General features: G+C 63.4%; 14 protein-coding genes. 10 read left to right on the top strand and 4 right to left on the bottom strand.

Annotated features, from left to right (window positions below):
- Positions 1-41: 41 nt before the first annotated feature.
- From rpe to RH950_RS05580, 4 genes are all read left to right on the top strand, one after another.
- The gene (gene rpe, locus RH950_RS05565) at positions 42-707 is read left to right on the top strand and encodes a ribulose-phosphate 3-epimerase (protein WP_350054536.1); all 666 of its coding nucleotides are present in this window, start codon (positions 42-44) and stop codon (positions 705-707) included.
- A 27-nt stretch (positions 708-734) separates the two neighbouring features.
- The gene (locus RH950_RS05570) at positions 735-2,357 is read left to right on the top strand and encodes a heparinase II/III family protein (protein WP_350054538.1); all 1,623 of its coding nucleotides are present in this window, start codon (positions 735-737) and stop codon (positions 2,355-2,357) included.
- Positions 2,358-2,402: 45 nt separating this feature from the next.
- The gene (locus RH950_RS05575; RefSeq protein WP_350054539.1) at positions 2,403-3,428 is read left to right on the top strand and encodes an MraY family glycosyltransferase; all 1,026 of its coding nucleotides are present in this window, start codon (positions 2,403-2,405) and stop codon (positions 3,426-3,428) included.
- Between the two features lie 90 nt (positions 3,429-3,518).
- Entirely contained in the window at positions 3,519-5,468 is a 1,950-nt protein-coding gene (locus tag RH950_RS05580) for a polysaccharide biosynthesis protein (protein WP_350054541.1), read from the top strand.
- Here RH950_RS05580 and RH950_RS05585 read toward each other — a convergent pair.
- Positions 5,444-6,403, bottom strand: a complete 960-nt coding sequence (locus RH950_RS05585) for a helix-turn-helix domain-containing protein (RefSeq protein WP_350054542.1) — start codon at positions 6,401-6,403, stop codon at positions 5,444-5,446. The two genes, RH950_RS05580 and RH950_RS05585, sit on opposite strands and share 25 nt — an antisense overlap.
- Before the next feature lie 155 nt (positions 6,404-6,558).
- Here RH950_RS05585 and pobA point away from each other — a divergent pair, with 155 nt between their 5' ends.
- From pobA to RH950_RS05600, 3 genes are all read left to right on the top strand, one after another.
- Positions 6,559-7,734 (top strand): 4-hydroxybenzoate 3-monooxygenase, encoded by a 1,176-nt coding sequence (gene pobA / locus RH950_RS05590; protein ID WP_350054544.1) that lies wholly within the window; start codon positions 6,559-6,561, stop codon positions 7,732-7,734.
- 68 nt (positions 7,735-7,802) lie between these two features.
- Positions 7,803-9,458 (top strand): tetratricopeptide repeat protein, encoded by a 1,656-nt coding sequence (locus RH950_RS05595; RefSeq protein WP_350054546.1) that lies wholly within the window; start codon positions 7,803-7,805, stop codon positions 9,456-9,458.
- Positions 9,445-11,007, top strand: coding sequence for a hypothetical protein (locus RH950_RS05600; protein ID WP_350054547.1), 1,563 nt, complete (start codon positions 9,445-9,447; stop codon positions 11,005-11,007). The genes RH950_RS05595 and RH950_RS05600 overlap by 14 nt, the downstream gene beginning before the upstream one ends.
- A 22-nt stretch (positions 11,008-11,029) precedes the next feature.
- Here RH950_RS05600 and RH950_RS05605 read toward each other — a convergent pair whose 3' ends face one another.
- Positions 11,030-11,536, bottom strand: coding sequence for a PAS domain-containing protein (locus RH950_RS05605; RefSeq protein ID WP_350054548.1), 507 nt, complete (start codon positions 11,534-11,536; stop codon positions 11,030-11,032).
- 160 nt (positions 11,537-11,696) lie between these two features.
- Between RH950_RS05605 and RH950_RS05610 the strand changes: the two genes are divergently transcribed.
- The gene (locus RH950_RS05610; RefSeq protein WP_350054549.1) at positions 11,697-13,316 is read left to right on the top strand and encodes an MFS transporter; all 1,620 of its coding nucleotides are present in this window, start codon (positions 11,697-11,699) and stop codon (positions 13,314-13,316) included.
- 249 nt (positions 13,317-13,565) lie between these two features.
- Here the strand turns inward: RH950_RS05610 and bluB are convergent, their stop codons facing one another.
- On the bottom strand, positions 13,566-14,216 hold the full coding sequence (gene bluB, locus RH950_RS05615) for a 5,6-dimethylbenzimidazole synthase (protein WP_350054551.1): 651 nt from the start codon (positions 14,214-14,216) through the stop codon (positions 13,566-13,568).
- A complete protein-coding gene (locus tag RH950_RS05620) occupies positions 14,213-15,640 on the bottom strand; it encodes a mannose-1-phosphate guanylyltransferase/mannose-6-phosphate isomerase (protein WP_350054553.1) in 1,428 nt (475 codons plus the stop codon). Before RH950_RS05620 ends, bluB begins: the two co-directional genes overlap by 4 nt.
- 67 nt (positions 15,641-15,707) lie before the next feature.
- Between RH950_RS05620 and RH950_RS05625 the strand changes: the two genes are divergently transcribed.
- Entirely contained in the window at positions 15,708-16,625 is a 918-nt protein-coding gene (locus tag RH950_RS05625; protein ID WP_350054555.1) for a ribokinase, read from the top strand.
- A 47-nt stretch (positions 16,626-16,672) separates the two neighbouring features.
- Positions 16,673-17,944 carry a metal-dependent hydrolase family protein gene (locus RH950_RS05630; RefSeq protein ID WP_350054557.1) on the top strand — a complete coding sequence of 424 codons (1,272 nt, stop codon included), beginning with the start codon at positions 16,673-16,675 and terminating at the stop codon, positions 17,942-17,944.
- The last annotated feature ends 7 nt before the right edge of the window (positions 17,945-17,951 follow it).

Genomic DNA, 17,951 nt, shown 5'->3' on the forward strand with positions numbered 1-17,951 from the left:
CCGCACTTGTTCCCCGTCGGGCAACCTGTTAGGTGAAGGCCATGCAGCAGAACACACGAATCGCACCCTCCATCCTGGCGGCGGATTTCGCCCGGCTGGGAGCGGAAATCGAGGCCATCGACAAGGCTGGCGCCGACTATATCCATGTTGACGTCATGGACGGTCATTTCGTGCCGAACATCTCCTTCGGCCCGGCCGTGACCAGGGCGGTCCGCGGCAGCACGGCGAAGACATTCGACGTGCATCTGATGATCTCGCCTGTCGATCCTTTTATCGAAGCCTTTGTCGACGCCGGTGCGGACATCATCACCGTGCACCCGGAGGCGGGCGCCCATACCCATCGCACGCTGCAGCTGATCAAATCCTTCGGCAAGAAGGCGGGGATCTCGCTCAACCCGGGCACACCGGTCGAGGTTGTCGACAACCTGATCGATCTCTGCGACCTGATCCTGATCATGTCGGTGAACCCCGGCTTTGGAGGCCAGAAGTTCATCGACAGCCAGTTGCGCAAGATCGAGGCGGTACGGAAAAAGATCGACGCGACGGGACGGACCATCGACCTCGAGGTCGATGGCGGGGTGACGATCGAGACGGCGCCGGGCTGCATTTCAGCCGGGGCTGATGTATTGGTCGCCGGCACAGCCGTCTTTAAGGGTGGCCCGGATGCGTATGCCGCGAATATAGCGGCCATTCGCGGTGACAGGTGAGTTTCTGCTGAGCCTTTGGGGGCGGGCATGCGGACATTAAAGGAGCTCTATTTCGCCTCGCCGGTCTATCGCTGGCGCCTTGCGGCGAGGCCGTTGCTGGGGCTGAAGGACCGGCTTTCGGACGATCTGCCGGGCGACAGTTCGATCGGGCGCGCGATTCTTGACGGGCGCATGCCCCATACCCATGGCAGCTTCGTGCTGGACGCGGACCCTTGGAACGCGGAGCCGGGCGAGCCCGGTGCACTGGAGCATCTGCACGGATTTTCCTGGCTGCGCGACCTCCGCGACCTCGGCGGCGAGGCCGCCCGGCTGCGGGCCCGCGATCTGGTCGACGGCTGGCTGGCCCGGCACGACGAATGGGACGCGCTGCTCTGGCGGCCGGATATTCTTGGCGCCCGGCTGTCTTCCTGGATCGGCAATTACGACTTTTTCGGCGGCTCCGCCGATGACGAGTTTCGCGCCGATTTCTTCCAGTCCATCGGCCGCCAGTACCGGCATCTGACCGGCGATATCGAGGCCTCGGCGCCGGGCGCGCGGCGCCTGTTGGCGGCGAAGGGCCTGTTCGCCGCGATGGCGGTGATCGGGGAAGGGGCCGGCAAGTTCGGTCAGGCCCTGCAGTGGCTGCACAGGGAGCTCGACCGGCAGGTCCTGGCCGATGGCGGGCATGTCTCGCGCTCGCCGGCCATGCAGGTCTCGGTGCTCGCCGATCTGGTCGAGATCCGAAAGGCCTTGCGCCTGGCGGGGCATGCCGACGAGGATCTGGACGAGCGCATTTCCATGATGACGGCGATGCTGCGCCTGCTGCGTCATGGCGACGGCGGCCTTGCCCTGTTCCATCACGCCACGGAAGGCGAGGTCTGGTTCATCGACAGCCTGATCGCCCAGGCGGAAACCAAGAGAAAGTCTCTGGCCTCGGCGCCGGACAGCGGCTTCGAGCGGCTGGTTGCCGGTCGCACCTGCCTGATCATGGATACCGGCAAGCCGTCACCGTCCGACCATACCGCCCATGCCGGGCTGCTTTCCTTCGAGCTCAGTGTCGGCAAGCAGCGCATGGTGGTGAATTGCGGCGCCAGCCCGGCCGACCCGAAATGGGACGGCGCGCTGCGGGCGACGGCGGCGCACTCGACCCTTGTCGTCGATGATCGCAACGCAGCCGAGATCGAGGTCGACGGCATGCCCGGCGCCCGCCCGGCGCATGTCCATGCGGTCCGCTCGGACGTTGACGGCGACATGCTGATCGAGGCGGAGCATGACGGCTATTTGCCGACCCACGGGCTGAAGCATTTCCGCCGGGTCTATCTGTCGCACACCGGGGACGATCTCAGGGTCGAGGACCGGCTGGTCTATACCGGCGATCCGGGCGACCTGCCGAAGGAAGCCTGCATCCGGCTGCATCTGCATCCGAAAGTCCGCACGTCCATCATCCAGAGTGGCTCGGCGGCGCTTATCCGGCTGGGCAGCGGCTCCGGCTGGCGCCTGCGCTGCGACCGGGGACTGGCGCTGAACGAGAGCGTCTATTTCGGCCGCGGCGGTCAGTTCCAGCGCTGCGAGCAGCTGGTGATCCGGGAGCCGCTGGACGATATCCGGGCGTCCGGCGAGGTGACGATCCGCTGGGCCCTGCAGCGAGAAGACGGCAAGGCGGCGGGATGACAATCGGCTGGCCCTGATGGCCGCTGGAACGCTATAAGAGCGCCCATGCAACTGCTTACAGCCCTTGTCCTTTTCGCCGTCCTGTTCCTGGCCTCGCTGGTCGGGACACGCGCGCTGATCACCCTGCTGACGCGCCGCGCCGTGATCGATGTTCCGAACGAGCGCAGCAGCCACGCCGTGCCGAAGCCGCGGGGCGGCGGAATTGCCGTGGTCACGGTCATGCTTGCGGGCTGGATCGGCTGGCTGGCAATCGACGGGAGCCTCGACGGCAAGTCCCTGCTGCTTGCCGGATTGACGGCCGGTCTCGCGGTCCTTTCGTTTATCGACGATCTGAAGAACCTGCCGGCGCGACTCAGGTTGCTGGTGCAGGCACTGGCTGTCGCGGCCGGATTGCTGGTGACGGTTCCGGATGCCGGCTTCAGCAACGGTCTGCTGCCGGTCTGGCTCGAGCTTCCGCTTGCCGGCTTTGCCTGGCTCTGGTTCGTCAATCTGTTCAACTTCATGGATGGGATCGACGGTATCACCGGGGTCGAGACCATCAGCATCGGCGGCGGATTGATCGGGCTCGGCGTGATCACCGGGCTGGGCGCGGCGATACAGGTCCCGGCGCTGGCAATGGTTGCCGCGATCGCGGGGTTTCTGGTCTGGAACTGGCAGCCCTCGAAGATCTTCATCGGCGATGTCGCATCGATTCCCCTCGGCTTTCTTGCCGGCTGGATGCTGCTTGAGACCGGGGCGTCCTCCGGCGGTCTTGCGGGCTGGGCGGCGGTTCTGCTGCTGCCGGGCTATTACCTGTGCGATGCGACATACACATTGCTGAAGCGGGCGCTCCGGCGGGAAAATGTCTTCGAGGCGCATCGCCAGCATTTCTACCAGCAGGCGACGCAACGCGGTTTCAGCCATGCCGGAGCCTGTCTGGCCATTGCGGCGCTGAATGCCTGTCTGATTGCATTGGCATTGTTCGTGGCGCCGGCCTACCCGGTGTTTTCCGTGGCCGCGGGGCTTGCCGCCGTCATCCTGCTCTGCCTTCTCTTCCGCCGCGGCGGATTGAAGGCGGAGACAGTTGCCTGACATGGCGGCGCAGGGCCCCCGGGGGCAGACGTCCCCACGTATCTGGTTTAAGGTCATTGGCGTTTTGGGCTCGTTCGGGGCGGGGAAGTGATGAACGTGACACTGTTCGGCTCTAGGCGCAGTTTCCTGACCTTCCTGCACGATGTCGGGATGGCCGCACTGTCCTTCCTGATTTCGCTGACCCTGCGGCTCGGACAGGACATCCTGATATGGCCGCAGGAGGTTGTGGTTTTCGGGCTGGTCGCCTTCACCTGTGTCGCTGCCCTGGTCTTCTTTTCCATGCGTCTGGACCGCACGGTCTGGCGCTATGCGTCGATGAGCGACCTCAGCCGGATCGTCCGGGCGGTTGTGGTCTGCATCGCGCTGTTCCTTGCCGTGCAGTTCCTTGCCACCCGGCTGGACGATTTCCCGCGCTCCTTCCTGATCATCGAGTTCTTCGTCCTGACGCTGCTGCTGGCCGGGCCGCGCTTTGCCTACCGGCTGGTCAAGGACGGCGCCTTTTCCAGCCTGTTCGAGCGCAATGCGGCAGGCCGGGTGCCGGTACTGCTGATCGGGGCTGGCGACGGGACGGACGCCTTCATCCGGGAAATGGGCCGTGAACGCGAGGCGCCATACCGGGTCGTTGGCATCGTCGACGATCTCGGCGGCCGTGTCGGCCGCATGATCCGCGGCGTGCCGGTGCTGGGCACGCTGCAGGAGCTGGACAAGGTTGTGGCCGATCTGCGCAAGCGGAACACCGCGCCGCAGCGGCTCGTCATTACCCGGCAATCCATCGAGGGCACCGTCGTCCGGGATCTGCTGGACCGGGCGAACGCCCTCGGGCTTGCCGTTGGCAGGATGCCGAAAATGGCCTCTCTGGAGGGCGCGGACGGGGCTGCGGACACGGTGCGTTCCGTCAGCGTGGAAGATCTGCTGGGACGGCCGCAGAAGATCCTCGACCGCAAGGGTGTGTCCACCCTGATCGGCGGCAAGAAGGTGATGATCACGGGCGCCGGCGGCACCATCGGTGGCGAACTGTCGCGCCAGATCGCCGCCCTCGGCCCGTCCGAGATCGCGTTGCTTGATGCCGGGGAGTTCCAGCTCTACGAGATCGATCTGGAAATTTCCGAAAAATTCCCGGACCTGCCGCGCAAGGCGCTGCTCGCCGATGTCCGGGATGCCCGGTCGGTGGATGACCGGATCGCCGGTTTCGCGCCGGATATCGTCTTTCATGCGGCGGCCCTGAAACACGTCCCGCTGGTCGAGGCCAACCCGACCGACGGGGTGATGACCAATGTCATCGGCACGCGGAACGTGGCGGATGCCGTGGCCCGGCACGGTGTCGGGGCCATGGTCCTGATCTCCACGGACAAGGCGGTCAATCCGACCAATGTCATGGGGGCGACGAAACGGACCGCCGAGGCCTATTGCCAGGCCAAGGACCGGGACGAGGCGCGCCGGGACGGGCCGCGCTACGTCACCGTCCGCTTCGGCAACGTGCTGGGCTCGACCGGGTCCGTCATCCCGCTGTTCAAGCGTCAGCTGGCCCGGGGCGGTCCGCTGACGGTGACCCATCCGGACATGACGCGCTATTTCATGACCGTGCGCGAGGCGGTGGAGCTCGTCTTGCAGGCCGCGGCCATGGATGCGGGCGCGCGTGGCGCTGCGCGGCAGAGCGGCGCGATTTGTGTCCTCGATATGGGCGAGCCAGTAAAAATCGCAGATCTGGCGATGCAGATGATCCGGCTTTCCGGACTGACGCCGGGTGTGGATATCGAGATCACCTATACGGGGCCACGGCCGGGCGAGAAATTGTTTGAGGAACTGTTCCACGATGCCGAAGCCCTGATCCCGACCGAAATCGAAGGCATTCACCGGGCCTCGCCACGCACGGCCGATCTGGCGGTATTGTCGCGGGCGCTTGACGAGATAGAGGCGAGCGGACGGCAACGCGACGAGGACCATGTTCTGGGACTTCTGGCCCGGCTCGTGCCCGAGTTCAACGGCCAGACCGGCAAGTCTCCCGAACAGCCAGCTCAGAAAGTGGAACGGCCGGCCTGACGCGGCCGGGTGCTGTTCGCTGCATCCACCCGATCTTCCGGCGTGCCGCTCAGGTAGGCATTGTGCCGCTTGCGGAACTGGGTCGGCGTCACGCCGGTCCCGGCGGAGAAGAGCCGGGTGAAATAGGCCTGATCCTGGAAGCCCAGCCCGTAGGCGACCTCGGCCACGGACCGGGCCGTATAGAGCAGGTCACGCTGGGCTTCGAGCAAAATGCGCTGTTTCAGGATTTCAAGCGGCGTTCGCCCGGAGCGCGCCTGCGTCGCCCGGCGCAGGGTGCGCTCGGACGTCGCCAGCCGGGAGGCGTAGTCCGCGATGGTGAGGTGCTCGCGAAACCGCTCTTCCACAATGGCCCGAAACCGCTCGTAAAGATTGTCAGGGGCAGCGGATGCCTCATCGCTGCGCTGCTGGTCGGCAGCGGTCAGACGGACGAAGAGGCCGAGAATCCGCAAGAGGTCGGCGGCAACGAGCGCCTGCTTTCCGGCAAGGTTCCGACGGCTTTCAATCGAAACCCGCTCACAGGCCAGTCTTATTTCCTCGACGGTTTCCGCGTCTTTAGCCAGCGGCACAATCGTGGACGTCCGGATCACCCCGCGCGCCGTAGCATCGGCTGCGTGCTCGACAAGGTCGGTCAGGTACGCCACGGCAATTGTCAGCACATAGCCTTCCGTGCCGGGCTGGAAGATATAGCCGTGCACGGCGTTCGGCGTGACGGCGGTCAAGGCCGGCGCGACCAGCTGCGCCGTCGTGCTCTCGAGCTGCATTTCCGCGCCACCGTCGGTGAGGAGCAGGAACTGGAACAGCTCCGGATGCCGGTGTGGCCGAATTGTCCAATCATTGCCCAGGCTGCGCGTCGGGATGGTTTCGATATGCAGGAATCGCGGCTCGACGATGCCATTGGCATCACTGTAAAGATTGAAGGAAGGTATGAGATTCATCGGGAGTTCGCTGTCTCTCTGCAATCGCCGGGTTGGCCATGGGCAATCCAATAAAGATCAGTTTGGCCGGAATATGCAAATTTTTGTCCCTAACTTCTCTTCTGGGCGGCCGGGTTCCCGGCTAGAGTCGGATCGCTTTGGGAGGAAAGAGATCAATGAAAACGCAGGTCGCAATCATCGGGGCCGGCCCGGCCGGTCTTCTGCTGGCCCAGCTGCTGCGCCAGCATGCCATCGACTGCGTGATTCTCGAGGCACGCTCGGAAGAATATGTGCTGAGCCGGATCCGTGCCGGGGTCCTTGAGCACCCGACCGTCGAGCTGCTGCACGCCATCGGGGCGGGAGACCGCCTGGCCCGCGAGGGAATGCCCCACGAGGGGATCGACATGGTCTTCCGGGGCGAGAAGCGGCGGATCGACTTCCCCGCACTCACCGGCGGCAAGAAGGTGACCGTCTACGGTCAGCAGGAGGTCGTGAAAGACCTGATCGCGCTGAAGAAGAATTTCGACGGCCAGATCCGGTTCGAGGCCGAGAATGTCCAGCTGCATGACATTGACGGAGACAGCCCGTCGGTGAGTTTCACGCAGCGCGGTGTAGACACTGTCTTGAGCTGTGATTTCATCGCCGGGTGCGACGGATTCCATGGTGTCTCCCGGCCGACGATCCCGCAGGAACGGCTGCGCCTGTTCGAGAAGGTCTATCCCTTCGCCTGGCTCGGCATCCTGGCGGAGGCGTCGCCGGCCCAGGATGAGCTGATCTATTCCTATCACCAGAACGGTTTTGCCCTGTTCAGCATGCGCTCGCCGGAGGTGACGCGGCTCTACCTGCAATGCCACCCGGAAGAGAAGCTGGATGAATGGCCGGACGAGCGGGTGTGGAGCGAGCTTCATACCCGCCTCGAGTCCGGCGACGGCTTCCGGCTGAACGAGGGCAGGATCCTGCGCAAGGACGTCACGCCGATGCGGAGTTTCGTATGCGAGACCATGCGCCACGGCCGGCTGTTCCTGGCGGGGGATTCCGCGCATATCGTGCCGCCGACCGGCGCCAAGGGACTCAACCTCGCTGCCGGTGATGTAAAGGTTCTGAACGATGCGCTCGTTGCCTTCTTCAAGCACGGGGCCAGCGACCTGCTCGATGCCTATGAAGCGACGGCATTGAAACGTGTCTGGGCGGCGCAGCGGTTTTCCTGGTTCATGACGCGCCTGCTGCATCGGTTCCCCGACGGGGAGCCGTTCGACCAGGAAATCCAGATTGCGGACCTCGATTATTTCACCGGTTCTGACGCGGGCCGGAAGACCATCGCGGAGAACTATGTCGGCCTTCCGTTCGGGTGAGCGGAAATCGGCGATGAGGAAAGGTGTCGCCAGTTGGCGTCCGGCCCTTAACGCGCTATGACCGGTGCATGAGCCACGATATCAACGCCCTGATGAAAATGGTCGAGGCAGGCGACATTGACGCTGCCGAGCCCGGTCTTGTTGCCATCGTCGCGGAAAACCCGCGTCAGCCGGCGGCGCAATTCTATCTTGGCATTATCCGCCTGAAGCAGGACCGGAGCGCCGAAGCCGAAGCGGCATATGCCGCCGCCGCTCAAGGACTGCCGGGCGTGGCGGCTGTCCATTCGAACCTGGCGCTGGCGGCGCACCGGGCGGGAAGTGAAGCGGTTGCCCACCGCGCGTCCATCATGGCTCTTGTGCTGGCTCCGGAAGGGATCGGCCCTTACACGCTGCAAAGCGAGGCCGCATCGGCGCATGGCGATGTGGCCGGCGCCGTGACGGCGGCCAGCCGTGCCTTTTGCATCGATCCGGACCGGCAGAGCGGACTGTTGCTCGGAGCGGCGCAGGGCGCAGGCGATATCGAGCGGGCGGAGCGGGCAACCAGCCGTCTGCTCAATGCGGATCGTGCCGATCTCGGCGCCAGCATGCATCGGGCCTATCTGTTGCAACAGAACGGCAGAAGTATTGAAGCAGAATCCCTTTACCGGGCCTTGCTCCAGCGTGAGCCACACAATCCGGACCTCTGGTTCAATCTCGGCGTCACGCTGATCGGAGACGACAGGTTCGAGGCCGCGGCGGAGCCTTACGCCCGGCGTGCCCGGCTGACCCATGGCCGGCCGTTGAACGATGCGCCCGACTATGCGGACATGCCGGTGGCGCCCGTGCGGCCGGTTGACAGGACCTGTGCCCGGCATCGTTTGAAACATGATGCCGAACAGTATCGCTATCTGTCGGAGCGTGATGCTCTTCCGGACAGTTACAGGGAAGAGTGGCAGGCTTATCAGGGCCTGCTGGACGGGTTGAGTGAAGAGCAGCGCAATGCGATTTCCTTCGAGCTCGATGATGCGGCGTTCGGTCAAATCGAACGGTCCTACAATCGACTCGTCCATATCGCGGCGACGGGCTGGCAGGGGGCGGACCCTCTCAATGCCGACCTGGACTGGGACGGGATCGAGGAGAGCTATCTGGACGGCGATCCGCGGGCGATTGCCATCGATTCCCTGCTCAGCGAAGACGCGCTCGCCAGGCTCCGCCGGTTCTGCTTCGAATCGACGATCTGGCACCAGCTGAAAGGGGCGGGATATCTCGGCGCCTATTACCGCGACGGGTTCAATGATCCGCTGCTGTTCGCCATCGGGCGCGGCCTGCGTGCCCGGATGCCCCGCGTGCTTGGCCCGCACGGCCTGAAAATGATGTGGGCCTACAAGTACGACCAGCATATGGCGGGCATCAACCCGCATGCCGATTTCGCCGCGGTGAACGTGAATTTCTGGATCAACCACGGCGAGTCCAACCTGGAGCCCGATACCGGCGGCCTGCTGGTGTTCCGCAAACCGGCTCCGAAAGACTGGACCTTCGAGCGGTACAATGCCGCGCCTGCATCCGAGATCTACGATTTTCTCGGCAGCGAGCGGGACAATCCCCTGCGCGTTCCGAACCGCGAGAACCGGGCCCTGCTGTTTGATTCGCGACTGTTCCACGAAACCGACCGGTTCCGTTTCCGCGACGGCTATATTCACCGGCGGATCAATATAACCATGCTGTTCGGACATGGCGGAGGCTGACACCCGGCAGGCGGCGCATTTTCGCCAAAGAGCGGGCGAGGCCGCCGTTGCCGGGGATGCTGAAGCCAGCCTGGATGCCGCCCGCCGGGCGTTGCTGCTGGTGCCGGCAGATCCGGCAAGCGGGTATTATCTCAGTCTATCAGCGAGGAATATCGGTGCCGCTGCGAACGCGATCCGCTTTGCGCAGTGGGCCATAGCGGTGCTTCCGGGGCGTTGCGCCGTGCCGTTGCATCGCGAGCTCTTCACGCTCATCGGTCTGGCGGGAGACAGCATTCCCGCTCTGCGGCGCGCAGCACTCGTCGTGCCCGGGAACAGCGACGGTTACTACAATATCGGCAATGCGGAGGACCGTGCCGGCCGGCCGGAATCCGCCCTTCGATGCTTCGCCGCCGCCAATGTCACGCGCCCGCTGCACGACGGAACTCTCGGCAACATCGCCCGGATCAAGGCATTGATCATTGGGAGTCCGGATGCCGGCGCGGCCGTGCGGAGAGCTCTTTGCGCCGCTCCGTCCGATTTTCTGTCGTTACGCCATTGCGGCCTGTGGCGGCGGCGCGAGGATGATCCCGAAGACGCGGCGCGCTGGTTCCGGCGCGCCGTGGCTGTCAACCCGGTGAGCCGTGAGGCGCAGGGTGAACTCGGACGCACCCTGATGATCATCGGCGCACTTCAGGAAGGGTGGCGCCGGCTGGAATATTTCAGGCTGCCTGAGTGGGAGCCGCCGATCGACGGTTTGCCGCGATGGGACGGAAAACGTCTCCCTCAAGGGGCCCTGCTGCTCTGGAGCATGGATCAGATCGGTGACGAGTTGCAGTTCTCGATCTTCCTGCAACGCGCGATCGAAGCTGCCGGCCGGGTTTCTCTTTTGGTCGATCCCCGGAACCGTGCACTGTTCAGGGAGCTTTATCCTGAAGTGAGGGTGATCGACTCGCTCGAGGAGGCGCTGACCGGCGATGCGGACCGGTGCGCGGCGGCCTGTTTTCCATTTGATTTTGTCGGCTGCTTCTTTGCGCGCGCGCCAGAGGGCCTGAGTGAAGGCGGCCGGGAGCGGGTTCTCTCAAGGCATCGTCCGCGCCGCGATCAGGCCCGGATCGGTATCTCATGGTGGTCTGGCGCCCCGATCATCGGTGGGCTGAAATCCACGGATCTTGAGGATTGGGCTGAGGTTCTGAAGGTCCCGGGATGCCGCTTCGTTTCACTGCAATATGGTGACGGAGCGGAAGATCTGAAGGCGTTCCCGGAAATCGGGTCCATGCCTGACTTCGATCCCTATGGCTCGACGCTGGATTTTGCGGAAAGGGTGGCCGAACTGGATCTGGTGATCACGGTGGGCAACACGACGGCGCATATCGCTGCCCGGACAGAGACGCCGGTTTGGGTTCTGCTGGCCGCTGGTCTCGGGCCAAGCTGGATCTGGCTGCGGCAGGGCACGCGCACGCCGGCATACCCGAATGCAAGGCTGTTCCGGCAACCGGTACCTGGTGACTGGAAGTCTGTCTTTCCTCAGGTGCAGTCTGAATTGTCTGGCTGGGTGCAATCTCGTCTATGAGAAGCCAGCTTTGGGGACGGGATCAGAGAAGAGACATCGGCGCGGTCGTTTTCTGTTCGTAGAGAAAGATCGAAATCACCATGTCGACTGTCGATCCGTCGGTGGCGAGAGGCAAGTGGAGACGTTCGATTGGAGCGTAATCGAGAGCGAATTGAATGCTCGGTGAGCCAATCCGGTGCGTGGGCAGTCCCGTTTCCACAACATGCACCCGGTCGAGGTGGGGAAAACTCTGCTCGAAATTCGGAAAGGCTTCGTCCAGGTAAGTGCCTTTGAGTTCGCGCCGCATCGCGCGAGTAACGTCCGTGCCCTGAACCCGAACTCTGAACCGCACAGGATCCCGCGTTACGTCGACCAGCACGAGGTGCGGCAGGAGCAACGGAATATGGATTGGGTCGAAATTCGTGCGCGAGGGCAAATGATCGCCTGGATGTATCGACATCCAATACTCGGCAAATTGCCTAACTTTAGGGTTTTGGATCGTTGACAGGATGGCTTGCAGTTCCGCGAGACTTTGCGTGGCACGATCCATTAGTAACCTTGAATGTCTCTGGTGGAACTCTGTGGTTATTCTATACGAAAGAACGCGCGGTCATGAAGCCTGGAGAAACCACAGAATCATAAAGGTTTAGGCGCGCTGTCCGGCATCAGGCAAAATGGCGGGGTCAAACAATAAAAGCATGGCGATATCTATGAGAAAGACGTGGCTGCACGAGGTTATTGTCGGGCTGCTCGAACAGATGCGCTGGTCCTATCTGCCGCCCCTGATGGTCTATCTCGCCTATGGTATTTCTGGACTGACCTCGATCGTCGGCACTTTTTTCGTGAAGGAATATCTCGACCTCTCCGCCGCATTCCTGGCAGCGCTCGGTTTTTGGGCCGGGATTCCATGGGCATTGAAAATGCCGGTGGGGCACCTGATCGACATCATCTGGAAATGGAAGGCGGTCCTCGTCTATCTCGGCGCGCTGCTGGTGTCGGCCAGTCTGCTGATCATGTACGGCCTGATTGCGCATACTGACGCGATGGCGGCAATCATGCCGGTCGCGGCCTGGTTCGTCCTCAGTGCCTTACTCTCGCCGACGGGCTACATCCTGCAGGATGCGGTCGCCGATGCCATGACCGTCGAAGCGGTTCCGATACTGGACGAGAACGGCGAGCCGTTCGCGGATGACGACGTCAAGGCCATGCATACCACCATGCAGATGCTTGGCCGGTTCGCGCTGATCGGCGGGATCGCGCTCGTGGCGGTGATCAACATCACGATGTTCGATGGCGTGGCCGATATGAGCGAGGCGGAGAAAGTCGGCATTTATGCCGATATCTACCTGCTCGCGCTTGCCGTGCCGGTGATCTCCGTTATTGGCGTCATCCTTGGCGGGATGATGCTGCGACACCGTGCGCGCAAGCTGCTTGCGACTGGCCTGCCGGCCTCCGAAGTCGATGCGATGCTGTTCCGGCCGGATGGCGAAGCGCACCCGAACTGGTGGATCCTCGGCGGCAGTCTGGTCTTCGCCGCCTTCACGATCAGCGTCGGTCTGAGCGGCTTCGGATATTCGGAGGAGGTCGTCTTTGCCGGATCGATGGGGATCGTCTGTTTCCTGATTTCCCGTCTGTTGCCGGAGCTGCAGCCGGCCCAGCGGCTCGCACTTATCGGGACCTCGATTATCGTCTTCGTGTTTCGCGCGATACCCTCGCCGGGCGCTGGCTCTGCCTGGTTTAATATCGACGAGCTTGGCTTCGACCAGCAGTTTTTTTCCGTCCTGACACTGATCAGCGCAGGACTTGCGATGGTCGGTATGGTGGTTTTGCGGCCGCTTATGGCGACACGCTCAATCGCCTATATCGTTGTTTTGCTGTCCATATTCGCCGGAATTCTCTCGCTGCCGGACATTGCGCTTTATTACGGCATCCACGAATGGACGGCGCCGTTGACCGGCGGGGTGGTGGATGCCCGGTTCATTGCCCTGATCGATACGGCGATTGAGTCGCCGCTGGGCCAGGTGTCATTGATCCCCGTACTTGCCTGGATCGCCAAGACAGCACCGGTACATCTGAAGGCGACCTTCTTTGCGGTGATGGCGTCCTTCATCAATCTTGGCCTCTCCGCGGGAGCCCTCGGCACGAAATATCTGAACCAGATATTTCTGGTCACGCGCGAGGTGCGGGACAGAGCCACTGGAGAAGTGCAGGTTCCAGCCGACTATAGCGAACTCGGGATGCTGCTGATCACTGTCGCTATTCTGACCCTGGCGCTTCCCCTGATCGTCGTTGCTGTGATCCAGCCCACACGTTTCAGGGCTCCCCGATAAACGGTACCTGGCCCGGCACCTGCTGCAACAGCAGCTTGATGTAGGAGCGGAGCAGCAGGATCTGCTCTGCCAGCACCTGCGGCTCTTTCAGGACCTTTGCAGGATTCCGCTGCTATGCACCGCGTTGGAGATCCTGTCGTCCAGAGGTGCAATGACCGCGCGTCTTTGCGGCAAGGCCGATTGTGAATGAGGGCCGGGACGTCGCGGCAGACAATCTGGTCCTGATGATCAAGGCTCTTCGCGCCTGGGTCAGCGGTGCAGGATTGTAACGCTCTCCGCCGCTTTCTCTTCCCAGCCGGCCTGCTCCAGTTTCGGACGGTCGGACTCTTCCGCCGGATAGCCGACGCACAGATAGGCCGTCAGGGACCAGCCTTCGGGCACGTCCAGCGCCCTGGTCACCCGAACCGGGTCGAGAATGGAAAGCCAGCCCGCGCCGATACCTTCCGCGCGGGCGGCGAGCCAGAAGGTGTGGATCGCGTTCACGGTCGAGTAGTCGAGCATTTCCGGCATGGTTTGCCGGCCGAGCCCGTGACCGCGCGCGGTTCCGTGATCGGTGAAAATCGCGACCTGCTCCGGCGCCTGGTCCAGTCCTGCCAGCTTCAGCCGGGCATAGAGCTGCTGGCGCTCGCCGTCATATCCTGCAAGAGCATCCCTGTTGGCCTCTTCAAAGGCGGACCGGACAATCTTTCTGCGCTCCGGGTCGGAGACGGTGACAAAGCGCCAGGGCTGGCTGTAGCCGACGGAGGGAGCGAGCGAGGCGGTCTCCACCAGCCGCTGCAAGGCTCCCTCGGGCAGGGGATCAGGCCGGAAGGCCCGGACATCCCGGCGCCAGCGCAGCAGCTGTTCGAACCGCTCCCTGAAGGCGGTATCGAATTCCGGAGCGGGGCTGTCGCCGGTCATCGCCCGTACTGGTCGTCGAAGCGCTCGATATCGTCCTCGCCCAGATAGACGCCGGACTGCACTTCGACGATGATCAGCGGCTCGTCGGTCGGGTTTTCCAGCCGGTGGATCCAGCCCAGCGGAATGTCGACGGACTGGTCCGCATCGAGATGAATCACATCGAGCCGATCAATTGTCGGCCCCCGTGTGACCCGGGCCTTGCCGGTGATGACCGTCCAGTGTTCGGCACGATGCTTGTGGCTCTGCAGCGAGAGCCGGCCGCCCGGCGTCACGGTAATCCGCTTCACCTGGTAGCCATCGCCGCTGTCGATATTGCGGTAATTGCCCCAGGGACGGTGCGTGGTCGCATGGCTGATCGCCTCTGGCCGCCCGGCCTGCTTCAGCGCTTCGACAGCCAGTTTGACATCCTGGTCCGCGCCCATGGAAGCGACGAGAATGGCATCCGGCGATTCCACCACCACGAGGTCCTCGACGCCAATCACCGTGACCAGCCGGGTTTCGGCCCGGACCAGCGAGTTCCGGGTCTTGTGCAGCCAGACATCACCCTGAACCGCATTACCGTCCGCATCCTTGTCCTGGACGGCCCAAAGCGCACTCCAGGAGCCGACATCGGACCAGCCGGCATCGAGCGGGACAACGGCGCCGAGGCCGGTCTTTTCCATCACCGCGTAATCGATCGAGATCGATGGGGCCTTGGCGAAGGCGGCTGCGTCGAGCCGGCGGAAATCCAGATCCGAGATGCCTTTGTCCAGGGCCGCCTTTGCGGCCATGAGGATATCCGGTGCCAGGCGTTTCAATTCGGCGAGGAAATCGGCAGCACGGAACAGGAAGGTCCCGCTGTTCCAGTAATAGTCTCCGGCGGCGAGATAGGTTTTTGCGGTCTCAAGATCCGGTTTCTCGACGAATCCCTCAATGGCAAAACAGCTGTCCATACCGTCCAGAGGGGCGTCCCGCCGAATATAGCCATAGCCCGTCTCCGGCCGGTCCGGGGTGATGCCGAAAGTGACCAGTTGTCCGGCCCGTGCCGCGACCGCACCCGTCTCAACGGCGGCCCTGAAAGCGTCCGGTCGCTCAATCCTGTGATCGGAGGCAAGCAGCAGCACCAGGCCTTGCGGATCGACGCTCTGGACATGCAGAGCGGCAATGGCGGCCGCTGGCGCCGAATTCCGGCCGGCCGGCTCCAGCATGATCGCGGAAGGATTTATACCGGCGCTCTGCAGCTGTTCGGCCACGGCAAACCGGTGCTCGGCATTGCAGATCACGGATGTCGGGCCGAAGCCGGCATTCTCGGTAAACCGCAGGGCGGTTTCCTGCAGCATGGTCTTCTCGGACAGCATCGGCAGCAGCTGCTTCGGATAGAGCGCGCGTGAGACGGGCCAGAGCCGGGTGCCGGAGCCGCCCGAAAGGATGACAGGATAAATCATGTGCAATCCGCGCGATTTCTGTATCTAGAAAGGCTTACTAACATAGAGCAGCGGACGAAAGCAGATCATGATTGTCGTGTTCGGATCCATAAACGCCGACCTGTTCTTTTCCTTCGTGAAATTGCCGCGCCGCGGAGAGACCGTGCTGACCGACAGTTTCACATTCTGTCCGGGCGGCAAGGGCGCGAATCAGGCGGCGGCCGCGGCCCGTGACGGCGCTGCCGTCCGGTTCGTTGGCGCTGTCGGGCGGGATACGAACGCTGCGCCATGCCTTTCGGCTCTTGCCGCGGCAGGTGTCGATGTCTCCGGCATCCGCACCGTCGACGGCGTGACCGGCACGGCGGTGATTTCGGTCGAGGAAAGCGGCGAGAACCAGATCCTGGTGGCCAGTGGCGCCAATATGAAGGCCTCGTCGGACTGGCTGACGGACGATCTGTTGAGCGAGGGAGAAACCCTGCTCCTGCAGATGGAACTGCCGCAGGCGGACACCGAGGCGGCAATCCGGCGGGCACGGGCGCGGAATTGCCGGGTGATCCTGAATGATGCGCCTCTCGGCCCGCTTTCAGCGGAAGCGCTGCGCGAGGTCGATATCCTGATCGCAAATGAAGAAGAAGCCATGGGCCTGCTCGGCGCCGGCGCCGGGCTCGAGAATGCCGATCTGGCGCGCGGCCTGGCCGGTCTCTGCCGGGGAACCGGCATCGTGACGATCGGCGCCGACGGGGTTGTTGTCGCTGCGGAAGGGCACTGTTTCCAGGTTCCGGCACTGCCGATCCGGCCGGTCGACACGGTGGGCGCGGGCGATACGTTCTGCGGCGTTCTGGCGGCGGCACTGGATCGCGGGGCAGGTTTGATGGACGCATCCCGGCGCGCGGCGGCGGCGAGTGGTGTCATCTGTACCTTGCCAGGTGCCCAGTCCCCGGAGTTGAATGAGGCACGGATCAACGCGGCTTTGGCCGACCTGCCTTCCGTGCAAACATATTCTTGACGACAGAACCAACGAACGGGCTGGAAGCTGCCCGGTGAGGACAAATCATGGTCACTGAAACTCTTTATGAGGGCGGCACCATTCTCGACGGAAATGGCGCCAGTCTGGAAAATCACGGTGTAATGGTGCGCGATGGCAGGATTGCCGAGGTGGCGCCCGCCGAGAGGTTCCAGGGTTTCACCGGCTTCAGGGTCGATTTCACCGGCGGCACGCTGCTGCCGGGACTGGTCGATTGCCATGTACATCTCTGCATGGGCGGCGAGGGCAACCCGGCCTCGGTCCAGGCGATGATGACGCCGGGCCAGATCACCATGGCGGCCTACAAGCACGCGCAGACCTCGCTCATGGGCGGGATCACCGCGCTCAGGGATTGCGGCGGCAAGGACTATCTGGAACTTGCGGTGCGCGATGCCTGCAACAGCGGCGCACAGATCGGGCCGAGCATCCTCTGCTCCGGCAAGATCATCTGCATGACCGGCGGGCACGGTAACCGCAACGGCCGCATTGCCGATGGCGTGGATGAAGTGGTCAAGGCGGTGCGCGAGCAGATCCATGCCGGCTCCGACCTGATCAAGCTGATGGCGACCGGCGGCGTGATGACCCCGGGTGTCAGCCCCGAGGACGCGCATTTCACGGCGGAGGAGATGGCCGCGGGTGTGGCCGAGGGCAAACGCTTCCACAAGCGCGCGGCCAGCCACGCTCAGGGCGGTCTCGGTATCCTGAACGCCGTCCGCGCCGGTGTTGCCTCCATCGAGCACGGCATCTTCATGGACGAGCAGTGCCTGAAGGAAATGCTGGAAGCGGGAACCTATCTGGTGCCGACCCTGGCGGCGGTGAAATACATCGTCTCCAACAAGGATAATGGCGTTCCGCTGCAGGCTGTGGAGAAGGCCATGCGGGTCGAGGAACGGCATATCCAGTCAATCAAGATGTTCTATGACGCCGGCGGCAAGATCGCCATGGGCACCGACGCGGGCACGCCGTTCAACAAGCATGGCAAGAACGCGCTGGAGCTGCGTTACATGGTCGATATCGGCATCGCGCCGATGGACGCGATCATCTTCTCAACCCGCAACGGCATCGACCTGATGGGTCTCGAAGACCGTGGCACCGTCGCTGCAGGCAATCACGCCGATCTGCTGATCGTCGATGGCGATCCGCTGGCCGATATCGACCGGGTTGCGGATCGGGCGAACCATCGTATGGTGGTGAAGAACGGCGTTCCGGCCCGGATCCGTACGGATGATGCCGAGCACGAAACGCGCAGCCCGGCGGACAATGTGCTCCGCTTTGCTTCAGCTGCAAACGCGGCCTTTTGAGTTCAAT

Source organism: Nisaea sp., from assembly GCF_040217065.1.
In the GTDB taxonomy this organism is placed as follows: domain Bacteria; phylum Pseudomonadota; class Alphaproteobacteria; order Thalassobaculales; family Thalassobaculaceae; genus Nisaea.